16 protein-coding genes and 1 other RNA gene are annotated in these 17,914 nt (G+C 65.6%); 6 read left to right on the top strand and 11 right to left on the bottom strand.

Features of this window, described 5'->3' with window-relative positions; translation table 11 throughout:
* Positions 1–2: 2 nt before the first annotated feature.
* Positions 3–992, bottom strand: coding sequence for a 16S rRNA (cytosine(1402)-N(4))-methyltransferase RsmH (gene rsmH, locus RPS27_RS20470; protein ID WP_212067686.1), 990 nt, complete (start codon positions 990–992; stop codon positions 3–5).
* A 554-nt stretch (positions 993–1,546) separates the two neighbouring features.
* Between rsmH and RPS27_RS20465 the strand changes: the two genes are divergently transcribed.
* Entirely contained in the window at positions 1,547–2,329 is a 783-nt protein-coding gene (locus tag RPS27_RS20465; protein WP_212067687.1) for an N-acetylmuramoyl-L-alanine amidase, read from the top strand.
* Between the two features lie 88 nt (positions 2,330–2,417).
* Here the strand turns inward: RPS27_RS20465 and RPS27_RS20460 are convergent, their stop codons facing one another.
* Together RPS27_RS20460 and RPS27_RS20455 are read right to left on the bottom strand one after the other, a co-directional pair.
* Positions 2,418–3,650 carry an RNA polymerase sigma factor gene (locus RPS27_RS20460; RefSeq protein WP_212067688.1) on the bottom strand — a complete coding sequence of 411 codons (1,233 nt, stop codon included), beginning with the start codon at positions 3,648–3,650 and terminating at the stop codon, positions 2,418–2,420.
* Positions 3,651–3,672: 22 nt separating this feature from the next.
* Positions 3,673–4,026: a YciI family protein gene (locus RPS27_RS20455; protein WP_194403940.1), complete on the bottom strand. Its 354-nt coding sequence runs from the start codon at positions 4,024–4,026 to the stop codon at positions 3,673–3,675.
* 148 nt (positions 4,027–4,174) lie between these two features.
* Here RPS27_RS20455 and rnpB point away from each other — a divergent pair.
* Positions 4,175–4,600: RNase P RNA component class A (gene rnpB, locus RPS27_RS20450), an RNA gene on the top strand.
* Positions 4,601–4,781: 181 nt separating this feature from the next.
* Here rnpB and RPS27_RS20445 read toward each other — a convergent pair.
* Positions 4,782–5,222: a DUF983 domain-containing protein gene (locus RPS27_RS20445; protein ID WP_249131943.1), complete on the bottom strand. Its 441-nt coding sequence runs from the start codon at positions 5,220–5,222 to the stop codon at positions 4,782–4,784.
* Between the two features lie 79 nt (positions 5,223–5,301).
* Between RPS27_RS20445 and RPS27_RS20440 the strand changes: the two genes are divergently transcribed.
* Positions 5,302–6,672, top strand: coding sequence for a PLP-dependent aminotransferase family protein (locus RPS27_RS20440; RefSeq protein WP_313754219.1), 1,371 nt, complete (start codon positions 5,302–5,304; stop codon positions 6,670–6,672).
* 97 nt (positions 6,673–6,769) lie between these two features.
* Here the strand turns inward: RPS27_RS20440 and RPS27_RS20435 are convergent, their stop codons facing one another.
* A complete protein-coding gene (locus RPS27_RS20435; protein ID WP_211416289.1) occupies positions 6,770–7,036 on the bottom strand; it encodes a hypothetical protein in 267 nt (88 codons plus the stop codon).
* Between the two features lie 218 nt (positions 7,037–7,254).
* On the opposite strand from RPS27_RS20435, the gene RPS27_RS20430 reads away from it, so the two are divergent.
* Positions 7,255–7,998: a sulfite exporter TauE/SafE family protein gene (locus RPS27_RS20430; protein ID WP_211416288.1), complete on the top strand. Its 744-nt coding sequence runs from the start codon at positions 7,255–7,257 to the stop codon at positions 7,996–7,998.
* On the opposite strand, the gene RPS27_RS20425 is transcribed toward RPS27_RS20430, so the two are convergent.
* From RPS27_RS20425 to RPS27_RS20405, 5 genes are all read right to left on the bottom strand, one after another.
* Positions 7,995–9,269 carry an O-antigen ligase gene (locus RPS27_RS20425; protein ID WP_212067691.1) on the bottom strand — a complete coding sequence of 425 codons (1,275 nt, stop codon included), beginning with the start codon at positions 9,267–9,269 and terminating at the stop codon, positions 7,995–7,997. The genes RPS27_RS20430 and RPS27_RS20425 overlap by 4 nt on opposite strands.
* A gap of 72 nt (positions 9,270–9,341) precedes the next feature.
* The gene (locus RPS27_RS20420; protein WP_212067692.1) at positions 9,342–10,748 is read right to left on the bottom strand and encodes an MATE family efflux transporter; all 1,407 of its coding nucleotides are present in this window, start codon (positions 10,746–10,748) and stop codon (positions 9,342–9,344) included.
* A gap of 67 nt (positions 10,749–10,815) precedes the next feature.
* Positions 10,816–12,615, bottom strand: a complete 1,800-nt coding sequence (locus tag RPS27_RS20415; RefSeq protein WP_212067693.1) for an ABC transporter ATP-binding protein — start codon at positions 12,613–12,615, stop codon at positions 10,816–10,818.
* Between the two features lie 413 nt (positions 12,616–13,028).
* The gene (locus tag RPS27_RS20410) at positions 13,029–14,612 is read right to left on the bottom strand and encodes a DHA2 family efflux MFS transporter permease subunit (protein ID WP_212067694.1); all 1,584 of its coding nucleotides are present in this window, start codon (positions 14,610–14,612) and stop codon (positions 13,029–13,031) included.
* A 33-nt stretch (positions 14,613–14,645) separates the two neighbouring features.
* A complete protein-coding gene (locus RPS27_RS20405; RefSeq protein ID WP_212067695.1) occupies positions 14,646–15,959 on the bottom strand; it encodes an HlyD family secretion protein in 1,314 nt (437 codons plus the stop codon).
* A gap of 196 nt (positions 15,960–16,155) precedes the next feature.
* Between RPS27_RS20405 and RPS27_RS20400 the strand changes: the two genes are divergently transcribed.
* Both RPS27_RS20400 and RPS27_RS20395 read left to right on the top strand, forming a co-directional pair.
* Positions 16,156–16,791 (top strand): TetR/AcrR family transcriptional regulator, encoded by a 636-nt coding sequence (locus tag RPS27_RS20400; RefSeq protein ID WP_194403950.1) that lies wholly within the window; start codon positions 16,156–16,158, stop codon positions 16,789–16,791.
* 43 nt (positions 16,792–16,834) lie between these two features.
* Complete coding sequence (locus RPS27_RS20395) at positions 16,835–17,176, top strand: DUF6665 family protein (RefSeq protein WP_211416281.1); 342 nt, start codon at positions 16,835–16,837, stop codon at positions 17,174–17,176.
* A gap of 6 nt (positions 17,177–17,182) precedes the next feature.
* Here the strand turns inward: RPS27_RS20395 and RPS27_RS20390 are convergent, their stop codons facing one another.
* Positions 17,183–17,911 carry a Crp/Fnr family transcriptional regulator gene (locus RPS27_RS20390; protein ID WP_212067697.1) on the bottom strand — a complete coding sequence of 243 codons (729 nt, stop codon included), beginning with the start codon at positions 17,909–17,911 and terminating at the stop codon, positions 17,183–17,185.
* Positions 17,912–17,914: the final 3 nt, after the last annotated feature.

Below are 17,914 nucleotides of genomic sequence, written 5' to 3'. Positions count from 1 at the left end.
CGCTAGCCGCCCCTCATCACGTCGGAGAGTTTCGGCCAGGACGATGGCTCGTCATCATGATGCGCCGGCGCGGAGGTGCGCTCGGCTGCGCGCAGTTTTGCGGAACGCGCCCGCGGATTATGCGCGACTTCGTCGTCCCCGGCGACCACAGGCCGCCGCGTCAACAACTGGAAGCTCGGCGGAACCTGCGCGACTTCCGGCAGATGCCGCGAGCCGCCGCCGGTCTTCGAACGCGCGGCGAAGAAATTCTTGACGATGCGGTCTTCCAGCGAATGGAACGAGACCACGACGAGGCGGCCACCGGGCTTGAGCACGCGCTCGGCGGCGGCGAGCGCGGTCTGCAGCTCCTCGAGCTCCTCGTTAACGAAGATGCGCAAGGCCTGAAACGTCCGCGTCGCCGGATGGATGTCGCCGGGCTTGGAGCGCACGATCCTGCCGATGAGATCGGCGAGCGCGCGCGTGGTCGTGAACGGCGTCTCCTGCCGGTCGGCGACGATGGCGCGGGCGATGCGGCGCGACTGCCGCTCCTCGCCGAACAGATAGATGATGTCGGCAAGATCGCCTTCGGAGGCATGCGCGACCACGTCGGCCGCGGTCGGCCCAACCTGTCCCATCCGCATGTCGAGCGGACCGTCGAGGCGGAACGAGAAGCCGCGACCGGCCTGGTCGAGCTGCATCGAGGACACCCCGACATCCATCACGACGCCATCCACGGCGTCGATGCCCTGGGCCGCGCAGACATCGGCGAGATTGGAGAAGCGGTCCTCGACCAGCGTCAGCCGGCCGTCGGAACGTTCGACCAGTTCAGCGCCGCCGGCAATGGCAGTTCGATCGCGGTCGATCGCGATCAGGCGGGTTCCAGGCACGTCGAGGATGGCGCGGCTATAGCCGCCCGCGCCGAAGGTGGCATCGACATAGATCCCGCCCGCCCGCGGCGCGAGATGATCGATGGCCTCGCGGCCGAGCACGGGAATGTGGGGAGCGGAGCTCATGCGCCAAGCCTGGTGATCCAAAGCCTTGTGACCCAAAGCCCGCCGAAGGCCTTGCCTGACGTCCAAGCGAGATCGGGGACGGACAAGCCCATAACGCCTCGAATCATTCCGCGTCGCGGCGGTTCCACGACAAAGCTCCCGTCCGGCATGGTTACCGAGCCCGGTCGTCCCGGGCGGCAAACCCAGTGTTGCCAGTGGAATTTGTCGGGCAGCCATGGGATTTCGAGCCAAAATACGCTTTGGCCGCCTCCGGACGCGGGTCGGCTCTTCATCCCTCAGTAACGGCCCTTAGCGTTAAGAAAGCGTTGCTCGGCTGCCTACAAGTCGAAAAGCTGATGGCGTGGTGATGCTTCATCCACACACATGCGCCAAAATGCACCCGTTAACCGCGCCGCGCGATTGCGTGCGGTGGAGGGTAAAGGAATAGTAAAGAGAAGGGCTTGCCCATTCTCGTCCGACCTGAGTTGTCTATGCCGCCGTCCGGTTCGTCCACGCCGTCTGGATCTGATTCGAAGCGTCAACGCGTTCTCCCGGTTCCCAAGGCCGCGGCGAACATGCGGACGTTCGAGCCGGACTCCTCGATCGTCTCCGACATCATCCCCTCGCCGAACTTCGGCGAGCGCAACAAGGGCCGGCAGCCCGACATGATCGTGCTGCACTACACCGGCATGCCCGACGTCGAGGGCGCGCTGGCGCGGCTGTGCACGGCCGGAACGGAAGTGTCGGCGCATTACGTCGTGCTGGAGGACGGCCGCATCGTGCAATGCGTGTCCGAAACCAAGCGCGCCTGGCACGCCGGCGTTTCCTCGTGGGCCGGCGAAGACGACATCAATTCCTGCTCGATCGGCATCGAGATCATCAATCGCGGCCATGACTGGGGCTATCCGGAGTATCCGCTGCGCCAGATCGCCGCCGTGATCGCGCTGTGCCGCGGCATCATGCTTCGCCGCAAGGTGCCGGCCCACCGGGTGCTCGGCCATTCCGACGTCGCGCCCGCGCGCAAGAAGGACCCCGGCGAGAAGTTTCCGTGGCACTCGCTGGCCAATTCCGGCGTCGGCCATTGGGTCACGCCTACTCCTGTCGTGCGCGGCGAGACCCTGATGCTCGGCACCATCAGCGACGAGGTGCTGAGCCTGCAGCAGGCGCTCGCCAGATACGGCTACGGCGTGCCGCTATCAGGCAAATACGACGCCGCGACCATGGAGGTCGTCACGGCCTTCCAGCGCCATTTCCGCCCGGCGCGGCTCGACGGTGTCGCGGACCATTCGACGCTGTCGACCTTGCAAGCGCTGCTGGCGAGCCTGCCGGCAGAGGGGACGCCGGTCGCGTCGAAATGACGGCGACGGCCACATAGTTCACTCTCGTGTCCCGGCTCTGCAGCGCATCGTCGAAGTGACGCTGCGCTGCGTCCGGGGCACGAGAGCCCTACCCCATCTCCCTCACCCGTCGCGCATATAGCCGCCGCAGCGGCTCCAGCTGCGTTTCCTCCGTCGCCGCACGATACGCCTCGCGCGCTTCGTCCTTGCGACCCAACCTTCGCAACAGATCCGCGCGCACTGCAGGTAGCAGCTCATAGCCGCGCAGGTCGCCGCGCGCACTGAGCGCCTCGACGAGATCGAGCGCGCGGGCCGGCCCATCGACCATCGACACGGCGGCAGCGTGGTTGAGCTCGATCACGGGAGACGGACCGATGCGCAGCAACACCTCATAAAGCCCGGCGATCTGCGGCCAGTCGGTCTGCCCGAAGCTGGGCGCTCGCGCATGCAGCGCGGCGATCGCGGCCTGCACGGCATAGGCTTGCGGCCGGCCGGGGATACGCAGCGCGTCGTCGACCAGGCGCAGGCCCTCCTCGATCTGCGCGCGGTCCCACAACATGCGGTCCTGCTCTTCCAGCAGCACAATATCGCCGGCCGTCGTCGCGCGCCCGGCGCGGCGCGCATCGTGCAGCAGCATCAGGGCGAGCAGGCCCTTGATGCCGGCGCGATCCGGCATCAGCCGGTCGAGCAGGCGGCCGAGCCGGATCGCCTCGGCCGCAAGATCGGGTCGCATCAGATCCGCGCCCTCGGTCGCGACATAACCCTCAGTGAAAACCAGATAGATCACGGCGAGCACGCCATCGAGCCGCGGCGCCAGCGCGTCGCGCTCGGGCACCTCATAGGGGATGCCGGCGAGCCTGATCTTCTGCTTGGCGCGGACCAGCCGCTGCGCCATCGCCTCCTCGCCGACAAGGAAGGCGCGCGCGACCTGCGCGGTCGAGAGCCCGCAGACGGTGCGCAGCGTCAGCGCGACCTGGACTTCGGCCGCGAACGCCGGATGGCAACACGTGAAGATCAGCCGCAGCATGTCGTCGTCGAGCATTGCCGGCAGTTCCTCGGGCGCCTGCGCATTCAGCTCGAGCTCGTGCACGATCGCCTGCTGCTTGCCGCGGAAGGCAATCTGGCGGCGGACCCGGTCGATCGCCTTGTGCCTGGCGACGTTGACCAGCCAGGCGCGCGGATTGTCCGGGATCTCGCAGGCCGGCCAGCGCTCCAGCGCCACGGCAAAGGCATCCTGGAGCGCATCCTCGGCGAGATCGAAATCGCCGACGAGACGGATCAGCGTGGCCAGCGCCCGCCCCGCCTCGTCGCGAAATACTTTGTCGATCTCGGACGGTGTCATGCGCCGACGCGCAGGCTAGTCGTCACTTGTCGTAGACCCAGATCGGCCGCACCTCGATCGAGCCGATGCGCGCGCTCGGAATGCGCGCCGCGATCTCGATCGCAGCGTCGAGATCCCTGGCCTCGATCAGATAGTAGCCACCGAGCTGCTCGCGCGTTTCCGCGAACGGACCGTCGGTCGTCAGCACCTTGCCGTCGCGCACGCGCACAGTGGTTGCGGTCGTGGTCGGCTGGAGCCGGTCGCCGGCCTTGAAATTGCCGCTCTGAATGATGGACTGGGTGAAGGTCTGATATTCCGCCGTCATCTGCTGGCCGGCCGCCGGACGCATGTTCGCGTACTCGGCTTCGTTCTGGTAGATCATCAGCAAATACTGCATCTCTAACTCCTGTTGCACGGCTGGATCGCCGACATCCAGTCGAACGGGGCCCACTCCAAACGACATCTTCAGGATAAATCATTTGCAGGCCGCGTGCGCGGCGATACCGGCTTGACGGAACCGTCGCAAATGCCCCATGCGTTACCGGTCAGTCGGCCGGACGGCCGCTCCGGCAAGGGTCGAAAGGCCGCCGGGGAGGAAAGTCCGGGCTCCCTTGACATGCGGTGCCGGATAACGTCCGGCGGGGGCGACCCCAGGGAAAGTGCCACAGAGAACGAACCGCCCCGCTTCGCCTTTGGCTTCGCGGGGTAAGGGTGAAAAGGTGCGGTAAGAGCGCACCGCGGCTGCGGCAACGGAGCCGGCATGGCAAACCCCACCGGGAGCAAAACCGAATAGGGACGGCGTAGCGGGCTGTTCGCGTAAGCGATAACGCCGCGGGGCGATGTCAGGCCCGCCGTCCGGGTAGGTTGCTCGAGGCCATGTGCAAACATGGTCCCAGAGGAATGGCCGTCACGTATCGTTCGCGCAAGCGGGCGGTGCCTTACAGAACCCGGCTTACAGGCCGGCTGATACTTGCAACGAGGGGTTCGGCGTGACTGCGCCGGGCCCCTCACCATTTGGGCTGACGCGCAGCCATTCGACCGCTGTCATTCCGGGGCGTGCGCAGCACGAGCCCGGAATCCATCGGGCGGCAATGTTGGTCGAGGAATGGATTCCAGGCTCTCGCTTCGCGAGCCCCGGAATGACAGCGATAACTACGCCGCGCGCGCGTCCGCCTTCACCAGCACCGGCGCAAGCTCGTCGGCTTCGCGCCGTAGCTGGCTCGCCTCGAATCCGTGCATGCCGAGCTGCCATTGCAGAGCGACGATGGCGCCCTTGGTCGGCTGCAGCAATGCGAGCGAGGCGAACAGCGTCACCGGCAGCCACACCGCGAGCTGCAGCCACTCCGGCGGCGCATAGGCGGTCTCGACCGCGAGGATCGCCGGCACCACGAGATGGCCGACCACGACCATCACGAGATAGGCCGGGAAGTCGTCGGCGCGCTGGTGGAACAGCTCCTCTCCGCAATGATCGCACTGGTGGGCGACCTTCAGGAAGCGGCCGAACAGATGGCCCTCGCCGCAGTTCGGGCACCTGCCGCGAAAGCCGCGCCACATCGCCTTTGCCAGAGAGACCTTCGCCAGAGAGACAGACATGACCACACCTCTTCCTTTCCAACGATCCATACAATATTATCTTGCCTCCATACATTCAAAGGATATGGGCCTTAATTGCATGGATTGGACTCCTACAATCTCGGAGCTCTCAGGGCCGCGCTACCAGCGCATCGTGGACGCCATGGAAGCCGACATCGCCGCCGGCCGGCTGGTGCGCGGCCAGCAATTGCCGACGCAGCGCGCGCTGGCAAAGACGCTCGGCGTCGACCTCACCACGGTGACGCGCGCCTACACCGAAGCGCGGCGCCGCGGCATCATGGAGGCGCGGGTCGGACAGGGCTCGTTCGTGTCGGAGACCAGCGCGCGCCGCTCGGTCGACCTGCCGCATCCCGTCGCGATCGATCTGTCGATGAACGTGCCGCCGCATCCGCTGGAGGCGCAGCTCGACGAGCGCATCATCGCCGGGATGGATTTCATCCGCGCGCAATCGGGCCTGACGGCCTATCTCAACTACCAGCCGCCCGGCGGCAGCGCGCATGAGCGCGAGGTCGCCGCGCGCTGGATGCGTTCACGGGTGCCGCACGCGCAAGCCGACAGGCTCGTGATCTTTCCCGGCGCGCAGACGATCCTGTTCAACCTGCTTGCGCATCTTGCGCGGCCGGGCGACATCGTGCTGACGGAGGCGCTGACATTTCCCGGCATCAAGGCCGCGGCCGTGCAGCTCGGCATCAAGCTCGTCGGCGTCGCCATGGATGATTGCGGCATCCTGCCAGATGCGCTGGCGAAGGCCTGCCGCGCGCACCGGCCCAAGGCCGTCTATCTCATTCCGACGCTGCACAATCCGACCACCGCGACGCTTTCCCCCGAGCGGCGCCGCGCCATCGCAAAGATCATCCGCGACACCGACACGATCCTGATCGAGGACGACGCCTACGGCCTGCTCGACCGCTCGGCCTCGCCGATCGCCAACCTCATTCCGGAGCGGACGTATCTTGCGACCACGTTGTCGAAATGCATCGCGCCGGCGCTGCGCGTTGCCTATCTGGTGACGCCGGACGGCGACACGCAGCGGCAGATGCGGACGTCCTTGCAGGCGACCGTGCAGATGCCGGCGCCGCTGATGGTCGCATTGGTGACGCATTGGATCGAGAGCGGCATTGCGGATCGCATCATCACCGCCATCCGCAGCGAAGCGGTCGGCCGTCAGCAGCTCGCGCAACGCACGTTGAAGGGCTTCCAATTCCAGGCCAAGCCCGCCGCGCATCATCTGTGGCTGCGACTGCCCGAGGGCCGGCCCGACGTCGCCGCACATCTCTTGCGGAACGGACTTGCGGTGGTCGCCGGCGACGCTTTCACCGTCGACGGGACACCACCGCACGCGGCGCGCGTCTCGCTCGGGGCGGCCCGGAACAGATCTGAATTGACGGAAGCGCTGCGCATTCTGGTCGGCGCGCTGCACAAGCCCGCCGACATCAGGCAGATCGTCTAAAGCATGATCCGGAAAAGTGCGCGGCGGTTTTCCGAGAAGAACATGCTCAAACAACAACCTAAAGCGCGAGGACGATTCATCCTCATCGCGCTTTAGATCATCGACGATGACGGCGATGGCCGGAGCGCACGGCCGGCGCCGCGGGCGACGGATAGGCCTGCGACGCGTACGCATCATTGGGCGCTCCCTGCCGGCCAAGAGCCGCACGTGCGGCGGGCGTGAGCTGGCCGCCATTCAGCACGTCGCGGTCGGGATGCGCGGCCTGATAGGCCGCAGGCTCGGACAACTGCGCCTGGGCCATTGTCGGCATCAACGCCGTCGCCGACACTAGCCCGGCCGCAATGGCAATCTTGGTGCGGGTCATGGTCATTCTCCATCATCGCGTTCGGGGCCGAGCCGATGATCACGCCAGATAGCGGCCCGAATTGAAGTACGACCGTCATGTAGGCGCGTCTTCCGCGAATGCCCGACGCCGCAGATCACGCCTGCGTGCAGCATGGATTGACCTGCACGGCAGCAAGCGTGCTATGCGAGCCGGAGCGATCAACTGTTCGGGATCGCCGCCGCGAAGAGGACAATCCGTTGGAAACGCTCACCTATGTCCTGCTGCTGTTCGGCGCGCTGGCCGGGGGCTTCGTTTCGGGGCTGGCAGGGTTCGGCACGGCGTTGATGGCGCTCGGCATCTGGCTCTACGTGCTGCCGCCCTCGCTCGCGGTGCCCTTGGTGCTGATCTGCTCTGTGATCGCGCAGACCTCGACCTTGCCCTCGATGTGGAAGAGCTTCGATCTCTCGCTGGTCTGGCCGTTCCTGATCGGAGGGCTGATCGGCGTGCCGCTGGGGACCATGCTGATCGCCTCGGCCGATCCCAAAGTGTTCAAGCTGAGCGTCGGCGTTCTGATTCTGATCTTCTCGACGGCGCTCTATCTGAACAAGAGGACGCTCGCCGTCACGTTCGGCGGCCGCATAGCCGACGGTGCGGTCGGCTTTGCCGGCGGCATTCTTGGCGGCCTCGCCGGCTTGTCAGGGCCGCTGCCGATCCTGTGGGCCAACATCCGCGGTTGGAACAAGCACGAGCGCCGCGGCATCTTCCAGCTATTCAATTTCACGGTGCTGGCCACCGCGCTGGTGCTGCAAGCCGCATCGGGTCTCGTCGAACTCAAAGTGGTCTGGCTCGCACTGGTCGCCTTTCCCTGCACATTGATCGGCGCCTGGGCCGGCGCGCGCGTCTATCACGCCCTCAACGACAAGCATTTTGGCGATGTCGTGCTCGCTCTGTTATTCCTGTCGGGCCTCACTCTCGTCTGGAACAGTCTCGGCGCGCTTTAGCTCTGCGTTCGCTTCGCGGCGAGCGCCATGCCGCCGGCGACACCGACGCCGAGCACGTAGATCCAGCCCGCTGTGAAGTCGAACAAATGGGTGTTGAACAGCGAGGTCAGCATGTTCTGCACCACGACCAGCAGGCCGATCCAGGAGGCGAGCCCCTCGCCGCGAAACAGCGCGAGATGCGCAAACCAAAGTGCGTAGAGGATCAGCACACCAACGACACCCCATTGCACGGCCGCACTGAGGGTCTGGTTGTGCGGATTGCTGACGATCTCCCCGCGCAGCGGATCCATCTCCGCATCGACAGCCACGCTTGCGAACAGGCCGCGGATCGATCCGGTGCCATGGCCGATCAGCGGCGCATCGGCGATGAAGCCAAGGGACTTCCGCCAATATTCCAGACGCGAGCCCATGCCGCTGACCTGACTGTCCTGCACGCTCATCTCATAGTCGGCCTGGAACTTCGCGACCGTCATGCGCAGATGCGGTGACACGCCAAAGAGCAGCACGGCCAGCAGTCCCATCGCGCCGGCGGCAAGCAGCGCCGTACGCAGGCGCAGATGCAGCAGCGCGAAGAGCAGAACCAGAATCGGCAGCGTCACGAGCGCCGTGCGCGAGACCACCACGAAGATCATGTTGGCGAGGAATCCGGCCGCGAGGCCTGCGAACAACGCCGCGCTGCGTGAGCGACCTTGTCGCAGCAGCGACACGACCGGATAGACCAGCGCGAGCGCGCAGAGCGCGAATTCCTGGCTCTGGTCGATGTAGTTGCGCACCGCGATCCCGCTTTCGACCTTGTAAGGCACACGCGACAGATAGAGCTTCAAGGAGCGCGCGGGGTCGATTGCGACGGCAAATGAATAGAGCATCAAGGCCGTGCAGGACGCCAGGAACGCGGCAAACACCCAGCCGCCATAGGGCCAGCGCTCGAACTGGTAGATCAGAAGCGGGATGACCAACAGCTTCGCGGCCGGTCCGAGGGCGTGGATTCGCTCCGGCCATGGCGCATTCGACCAGAGCATGCCCAAGGCGGCGAGCGCGACCAGCGCGATCGGCAGCAGGCAGATCGGGCGAAGCAACGAACGCGGAAATGCGCGGAGATCGAGGAACGCGAACGCGATCAGCCAGGGTATCAGCGCGAAGGTCAGCCCGGTCGTGGTCCACGGCAGCAGCAGCGCGATAAGCGCGACGAAGCGTGCCGGCGTGCGGTAGCGCGCCGCCCAGATCGCGGCGAGCCATGACACCCGCCGCTGCTCGTTCGTCGCTCCGGTCATTGGCCCGTCTGCAGCCCGCCATCCCCGCCGTCCGGCAAATCAGCCGGAGCAGCCGGGATGGAACAGGCCGCGTTACGCAGGTTCGCGGGCGAGAGGCGCAATGGCTTCGGGGCTCTCCTGCCCTAGAGCCTTCTCATGCGGCGCCGGCGCCAAGCGCTTTGCGAGCTCGCGGTGCAGCAGCCACAGGCTCAAGCCCGCCTGCAACATCGTCGCCGCGACCGAGAGATACCAGACGTATTCCATGCGAAAGCCCGGGCGCGTCGAGAGCCAGATCGCCGGCAGCGAGTAGGTGAACACGCGCGACGCCGAGGTCAAAAGCACCGGCTTGGTGTTGCCGAGGGCCTGGAACATGCTCGAGCAGGTGAAGATCAGCCCCTGCGCGATCATGTTGAGCGAGATGATCCGCAGAAACAGATAGGCGATCTCCATGGTCTCGCGGTCGTTCGAGAATCCGCCGAGCAGCAGCTCCGGCTTCACCTGGGCAAGGATCATGAAGCCGGCCATCACGGTCGTGACGATCAAGGCCGCCTTGACAAAGGTTTCCCGCACGCGCGCGGCGTTGGCAGCGCCGACGTTCTGGCCGGCGATCGGCCCGGCCGCCAACCCGACCGCGAGCGCAGGCATGTTGATCAGGCCGAGCACGCGCTGCCCGATGCCGAAGCCGGCCTGCGCCGCCGCGCCGAAATCGCGCAGCACGTAATAGACCACCGCCATGAAGATGAACATCATCGCGAACTCGCCGCCGGCGGGCAGGCCGACATTGAGAATGCGCTTCAGATGGCGCGGCTGCGGACGCCACTGCGCTGCGTTGAACGCGACATAGCGCTCGACCTTGCGGAAATAGGCCAGCAGCATCAGCGCGCCGATGGCGACCGCGATCGAGCTCGCCAGACCCGCACCGGCCACCCCGAGCGCATGGCCGGTGCCCCAGCCCGTGATCAGAACCGGCGCCAGGACGATATTGATGGCCACGGCAAACGTCTGCACCAGCATGACGGGACGAACGATACCGGTCGCACGCAACGCCGATCCCATCACCTGCGTCGCGAACTGCAGCGCGAGCGCCGGCATGAACCACAGCAGGTAAGTGGTCCCCGCCTCGATCGTGGCCTGGTCCGCGGCAATCGCATGCATATAGGCGCGCGACAGCGCGGCACCCGCAACCAGGGTCGACAGTCCGAACAGCACCGACAGCATCATCGCCTGATTGAAGATCAGGTTCGCATCCGTCCGGTCCTTGCGTCCCACGGCATGCGCGATCAGCGCCACCGCGCCGACGCCAAGCACCTGCATCAACCCGTTGACGAGGAAACCGGCATTGCCGGCCGCGGCAACGCCGGCGACGGCCGCATCACCCAGGCCCGACACGAAGTAGAGGTCGACCAGCTGGCAGATCATGATCGTGACCATGCCGACCATGATCGGCGGCGCCATGACCAGGATGTGTCTCACGATGGAGCCGTTCGTCAGGTCTTTCATGTCATTCGGTCCTTGACGTAGTCGCTGGCGCCGCGGCAGCGGGACGTTCACCCCGCTGCCGCACGCCTCATTCCGCTGCCGCGATATGCCCGAGCTCAACCACCTGCCGCTCGAACAGGCCGCGGTAGATGCCGCCCGGCTTGCCCGCCAGCAGAGCATGCGTGCCCTGCTCGACGATTTCGCCGCGGTCGAACACCAGGATTCGATCGAGGCTCCGCACCGTCGACAGCCGGTGCGCAATCACGATCGAGGTGCGGCCCTTCATCAACCGCTCCATCGCCTGCTGGATCAGCGCCTCCGATTCCGAATCCAGGCTCGAGGTCGCCTCGTCCAGGATCAGCATCGGTGCATCCGCCAGGAACGCACGCGCCAGCGCCACGCGCTGCCGCTCGCCGCCCGACAGTTTCACGCCGCGCTCGCCGACCAGCGTGCCGTAACCCTTCGGCAGACGCAGGATGAAGTCGTGCGCGTTCGCCAGCCGCGCCGCCTGCTCGATCGCCTCGAGGCTGGCACCTGGCCGGCCGTAGGCGATGTTCTCGGCGAGCGAGCGGTGAAACAGGATCGGGTCCTGCTGCACGATCGCGATCTGGCTGCGCAACGATTGCTGCGTGGCGTGCGCGATATCCTGCCCGTCGATCAGCACGCGGCCGCCGCTGACGTCGTGGAGCCGCTGCACCAGCTTGACGAAGGTGGTCTTGCCGGAGCCGGAGCGTCCGACGAGGCCCACGCGTTCGCCGGCGCGGATCGTCACCGAGAGCCCGTCGTACAGCGGCGTGCGATGACCGCCATAGTGGAACGTGACGTCGTCGAACACGATCTCGCCGCCCTCGATCGCGATCGGCCGCGCGTCCCTGGCATCCGCAATTCCGATCGGCTCGTCGTGGATCGCCACCAGCTCCTCCATGTCGTTGACCGAGCGCTGGAGGTTGTTGATGTGCATGCCGACGTCGCGCAAATAGGCGTGGATGACGTAGTAGCTGGTGAGCACATAGGTGACGTCGCCGGGCGAGGCATGCCCGGACATCCACAGCAGCACCGAACCGCCGATCACGGACCCCCGCAGGCACAGCAACAGCGAGAGCTGCGCCATGGCGGTGTAGTTGTAGCGATACCAGGTCCGCCGCACCCGCACGCGCCAGCGGTTGATGACGCGGGCGAGCCGTGCGTCTTCGCGCAGCTCGGCGCCGAAGGATTTCACCACCGCATTGCAGGTCAACGCATCCGCCAGCGTGCCGCCGACCTTGGTGTCCCAGGCATTGGAGACACGCGCGGCCGGCGCGATGTAGCGGGTCGAGAACAGCACCGTCATCGTGACATAGACAAGCGCGCCGAGCGCGATCACCGCGCCGAGCGAAGCCCAGTGCACGCCGAGCAGGATCATCGATCCGATCAGCACCGCCAGCGAGGGCAGCAGGGCCAGCAGGATGGTGTCGTTCAACAGATCGACCGCCCACATGCCGCGGGTGACCTTGCGCACCGTGGAACCGGCGAAGGAATTGGCGTGCCAGTCGGTCGAGAAGCGCTGCACGCGCAGGAAAGCATCCTGCGCCAGGTCGGACATGATCTTCAGCGTGAACGGTACGATGGCCTGAAGGCCGATGAGCCGCAGCACCATCGAGGCCGCGCCCAGCGCCACGATCGCGCCGAAGGCCACCAGCGCCGCGTGGCGCGCCTCCAGGTCGGATGGGCCGCGCGTCAGCGCGTCGATCAGGTGTCCGGAGAACACCGGCATGAAAAGGTCGGCGGCGGTCGCACCCAACAGACCGGCGACGATGACGAGCGTGCGCGCCGGCTGCTTCAGCCAGTGCCGAAATACGAAGGGCAGCACCACGCGAATTGCGGCGGGTTTCTTGGACAGAGCGGTCATGACATCATCCAGCCGCCTCTGGGGCAGGCCGGCTCCATCGATGGACGCAAACCGGCCGCGAGGGCCGAGGCGGCGTCACCTAAGATTGATTTTGACTTGGGAAGCGGAGCGATCGGGACACAAAACCCAATCGAAGCTGGCGGAAAGGACCTCTAGGAGGTCGAGCACATACCGAGCCAGGACATCATCGACGACATCATCGAGCGCGGGCGTACGATCTGCGAATGCGACGAAATCATGCAAATCCTCCCGGTTCGATTGAATGAGTTGCGCTTTATAGATGTGCAATGCGCGTTTTGCAACGGGGCTCGCGCGAGATCACGGATGAGTGTTGCATTTTGGTGCGGAGGTGGCGCGGAGCGCATTGCCCTGGCGGGTGACACCGAATGTGTGGCTCACCAACCATATGGCGATCAGTGCGCGTCGCCGCCGCCGGTCAGCGAGGCCGGCTTGTTCAGCAGCGTCACCAGCAGGCTGAGGCCGAGATAGAACAGCGTCAGGATGAAGAAGGCGTCGCCGAAGCTCATCACCACCGCCTGGCGGTGCACCAGCTGCGAGAGCTGCTTCATCGCCATCAGCGTGGAATCGCCGAGCCCCTGGAACTTCTGCATGAACATGGTCAGGGTTTCGGTCGCGGTCGCGTTGCCCCAGGTCACGCGCTCCTGCAAACGCGTGATGTGCAGATCGGTGCGGTCGTTGAGCACGGTGTTGATGACGGCGAGGCCGACCGCGCCACCGAGGTTGCGCATCAGGTTGAACAGGCCCGAGGCGTTCTTCACCTTGTCCGGCGCGAGCGTGCCGAGCGCGATGTTGTTGGTCGGCACCATCGCGAACATCATGCCGATGCCGCGCAGGATCTGCGGCACCAGCAGCTCGTAGAAATCGTAGTCGCGCGTGATCCAGGTCATCTGGTAGGAGCCGATCGCGAACACGACGAGGCCGAACGCGATCATGTAGCGCATGTCGAACTTCACCATGAGGCGGCCGACCAGCGGCGCGACCAGGAACATGGTGATGCCGGAGACGAACATGGTCTCGCCGATCATCAGCGCGCTGTAGCCGCGCACTTCGGCGAGATAGCGCGGATAGATGTAGGTCAGGCCGTAGAGGCCGATACCGATGCAGAATTGCAAGAGGCAGCCGATCGCGAAATTGCGGTTGGAGAAGGTCCGCAAATTGACGATCGGCTCGGCCGCCGTGAAGACGCGCCAGAAGAAGGCGATCGCCGAGATGCCGCAGATCCACGCGCAGATCGCGACCGAGGTGTCCTGCATCCATTCATATTGCGGCCCCTCCTCCAGCACATATTCCAGCGCACCGAGGAAGCCGGCCATGAACAACAGGCCCCACCAGTCGAAGCGGTCGAGCAGCTCGAAATGCGGCTCGTCGAAATCGACCAGCGCCAACACGCCGACGGTGATGCCGATGCCGGGCACGACGTTGATGAAGAACAGCCAGTTCCACGACATCAGGTCGGTGATGTAGCCGCCGACCGTCGGGCCGATCGTGGGAGCGAGGGTCGCGACAAGCCCGATGATGGGGCCGACGATGTGGAATTTCGATCGCGGGAAGACGGTATAGGCCGAGGCGAACACCGTCGGGATCATGCCGGCGCCCAGAAATCCCTGCAGCGCGCGCCAGAGGATCATTTCCTCGATGGTGGTCGCAAAGCCGCAGAGCAGGCTCGAGGCGGTGAAGCCGGCCGCCGAGATCGCGAACAGCAGCCGCGTGCCGAAGGCTCGCGACAGGAATCCCGACAACGGAATGGCGATGACCTCGGCGATCAGATAGGCGGTCTGCACCCAGGAGACTTCGCTGGAGCTCGCCGACAGTCCGGCCTGGATCTCGCTGAGGGACGCCGAGACGATCTGGATGTCCAGGATCGACATGAACATCCCGAACACCATGATGATGAAGGCGAACAGCCGCTTCGGCGCGATGCGCTCCGAAGCAGGATCCGCCATCATGGCAGGTGAAGCAGTGGTGGCGTTGGCCATGGTCGTCCGACCTCGCAGCGCTGGGATCGCGATTTACTGCGGGTGGATCGCCGTGGGATCGTCGAGATCGACCTCGCTGTCGGCGTCGGCCGCGCCCTTGTTGGTGTCGACGGTCGCATAGACCGACATGCCGGCACGGAGCAGGTTCTGCTTTGCCACCGACTTCGGCACGCGGATGCGCACCGGCACGCGCTGCACGATCTTGGTGAAGTTGCCGGTGGCGTTGTCGGGCGGCAGCAGCGTGAACACCGAGCCCGCACCCGCCGCGATGCTGTCGACCACGCCGGAGAATTTGCGCATGCCGTAGGCGTCGACCTTGATCGTCACGGGCTGGCCGGGACGGATGCGCTTGAGCTGCGTTTCCTTGAAATTGGCGTCGATATAGACGTCGTCCAGCGGCACGACGTTGCCGAGGCGCTGGCCGACCGCGACGAAGTCGCCGGCGTTGACCAGGCGATTGGAGAACGTGCCGCCAACCGGCGCGCGCACCGCGGTGAAGCTGAGATCGCGCTCGGCCTTGGCGAGCGTGGTCTTGAGCTCGGCGAGCTGGGCCTGCGCTTCGGCCTGCTGCGCCTTGGCGACATCGACATTGCTGACGGCGACATCGTAGGCGGCCTGCGCGGCCTTGACCGCGGCGGCGCCCTGGTCGCGTCCGGCTTCCGAGCTCTCGAAGGTGGCGCGCGAGGCAAAGCCCTTGTTGCTCAGGGCCTGCTGGCGCTCATAATCGAGATCGGCGCGCTTGAGGCCCGCTTCGGCCGAGACGAGCTGTGCCCTGGCCTGCGCGACCTGGCTGTCGAGTGCCGCGACCTGGCGGCCGATGCGATCGATGGTGGCCTGCTGGGTCGCGATCCTGGTCGCGGCGGCGTCGACCGCGATCTTGTAATCGCCTTCGTCGATACGGAGGACGACGTCGCCCGCTTTCACCGGCATGTTGTCGCCGGCGAGGATCGCGGCGATATGACCGGAAACGCGCGCGCCCAGCATGGTGTTGTTGGCGCGGACATAGGCGTCATCGGTGGAGATGTAGAAGCGGCCGACCAGCGTGTAATAGCCGGCATAGCTCGCGGCGGCGAGCGCCAGCACGAGGCCGACGCCCATCAGGACGAACTTGCGCTTGCCGGATTTGGCAGCGCCGGCGGCGGATGCGTCAGGCGCAGGCGCGGCCGGCTTGTCGATCACAGGCTTCTCCGGCGCCTCAGCGGTGCGGCGCTTGGCTTCCTCGGCTACATGCGCGCGCAGCTGCCCGGCAAGGGGAGCCGAGTTCTCGGCCGCAGCGTCACCGCCCGCGTGCTCCTCCACCGCTTCCTGGCGTAGGACGCGCGCAGCCTGGTCTCTCGATACGGCCATCAAGGCCTCCCCAAAAAAGCGCGATCGAGGCGACGGCCGGCAAGCGGCCTGGTCCCCCTCGCTGATCCAAATACCATTGACCGAACGGTTCGGTCAATATACATAATAATCCCGGCCGGACCCTACTGACGAGAATCCTTTATTCGGGTTTCATGGCCGCAGACCCGACTCAAAAACCTTCCGAGACCCTGAACCAATGGTTGTAGCTGCCAGCGACCGTCTGCACGTCATCCAAGAGGAGGACGGCTCCAAACGTCGCCAGATCCTGGACGGTGCCCGCAAGGTGTTCATGGATCTCGGCTTCGACGGCGCCAGCATGGGCGAGATCGCGCGTGCGGCGCAGGTCTCCAAGGGCACGCTCTACGTCTACTTCGCCGACAAATGTGCGCTGTTCGAAGCCATCCTCGAGCAGGAGGCGCTCCAGCACGGCCAGGTCGTGTTCAACTTCGATCCCGCGCGCGATGCCGAGACCACGCTGAAGGAATTCGGCCAGGCCTACATCCACCTGCTCTGCCGTCCCGGCGGCGGATCGGCGATCCGCACCGTGATGGCGATCGCCGAGCGCATGCCCGATGTCGGCCGCCGCTATTATGCGCGGGTGCTGGACAAGACCATCAATCGCCTCTCCGACTATCTCAAGACCCACGTCGCCTCGGGCGATCTCAAGATCGACGATTGCGATCTTGCGGCCTCGCAGTTCATGGAACTGTGCAAGGCCTCGCTCTTCCTGCCCTTCGTTTTCCAGGCCGCGCCCGCCCCGTCGGAACAGCGCATGACCGAAGTGGTCGACAGCGCGACACGGATGTTCCTGGCGGCGTACCGGGCGACGTAGCCGCGCGTTGCGCGGGCCGGTCCGGCCGAATTATATTGCGATCATGTCCCGTGATCTTCGCCCGCCCGTCGATATCCTCCATTACGAGATCGTCCAGGAACAGGCCTCGGCGCTCGGACGGATGGGCCGTACGCTCGAACAGGCACTGGCGCGTTTGCGCGAGTTCGACGCCGCGCACGGCACCACGGAAATTGCAGCCTCGGTGCGGCAGGCCCGGCGAAAGCTGGTGCTGGAAGCCGGCCAGGCACTGTGGATGTTCGTGGTGCAGCGTGAGGCATCCGGCTTGCGCGACAGCCGTCACATCATGCGCACCTACAATGTTCCAAGCGAAGTGCAATTGTGCATGGGGCTGGCGCCGGCGCCGCTGAAGCCTTCAGCGAAATAGAGCTGGCTAGTCCGTGATCTGCTTCCTCAACGCGGCGAGATCGTTGACGACCAACTTGGTCGGGCCGGTCGAGATGATACCGTCATCCTGGAGACGACTCAGGATCAGGCTGATCGATTGCCGCGTCGCGCCGATCATGCGCGCGAGATTGGCCTGTGTGATGCGGCCGAGCGATATCGGGCTATTCTCGTCCTGCGCCGCGTTCTCGCATAGCTTGACCAGCAGCAGCACCAGCCGTTCCGCCGCTTTCTGCCCGGCCAGCGTCTGCGCCAGCATCGAATAGGTCTCGCCCTTGAAGCCGAGACATTCGATCAGCGCGACCGCGAACGACGGCGACTGCGCGATCAGCCTGCGGATCGCGTCCTGGTCGAGATGCAGTGCCTCGACCCGGCCCAGCGCGCGAGCAGACCAGCTATGGCGGTGATCGCCGAGAATGTAGGGCGCACCGACGAAGTCGCCGGCCTCCCAGGTCGCCAGCATCAGCTCGCGCCCCTGCGTGCCGGCATGGGTGCTTTCGACGATGCCGCTCAGGATGACGTGAATGCCGTTGGCGGGCTCGTTCTCCCTCAGCAGATAGTCGCGGTTCTGGTAGGCGGCGAGCCTGCCGGTTCGCATCACCAGGTCGAGATCGGCCTTGTCCAGCGCCTTCAACACGTAACGCCCGGCTCCGGCCCTTCGCTGTTCGGTGCGCGGCTCACCCGCATCAGCCACCTCATGCGCATGATTGGGCTCCACCAA

The sequence above is a fragment of the Bradyrhizobium sp. WYCCWR 12699 genome (genome assembly GCF_032144035.1).
Taxonomy (GTDB): domain Bacteria; phylum Pseudomonadota; class Alphaproteobacteria; order Rhizobiales; family Xanthobacteraceae; genus Bradyrhizobium.
This window is presented reverse-complemented; position numbering and strand designations above follow the sequence as displayed.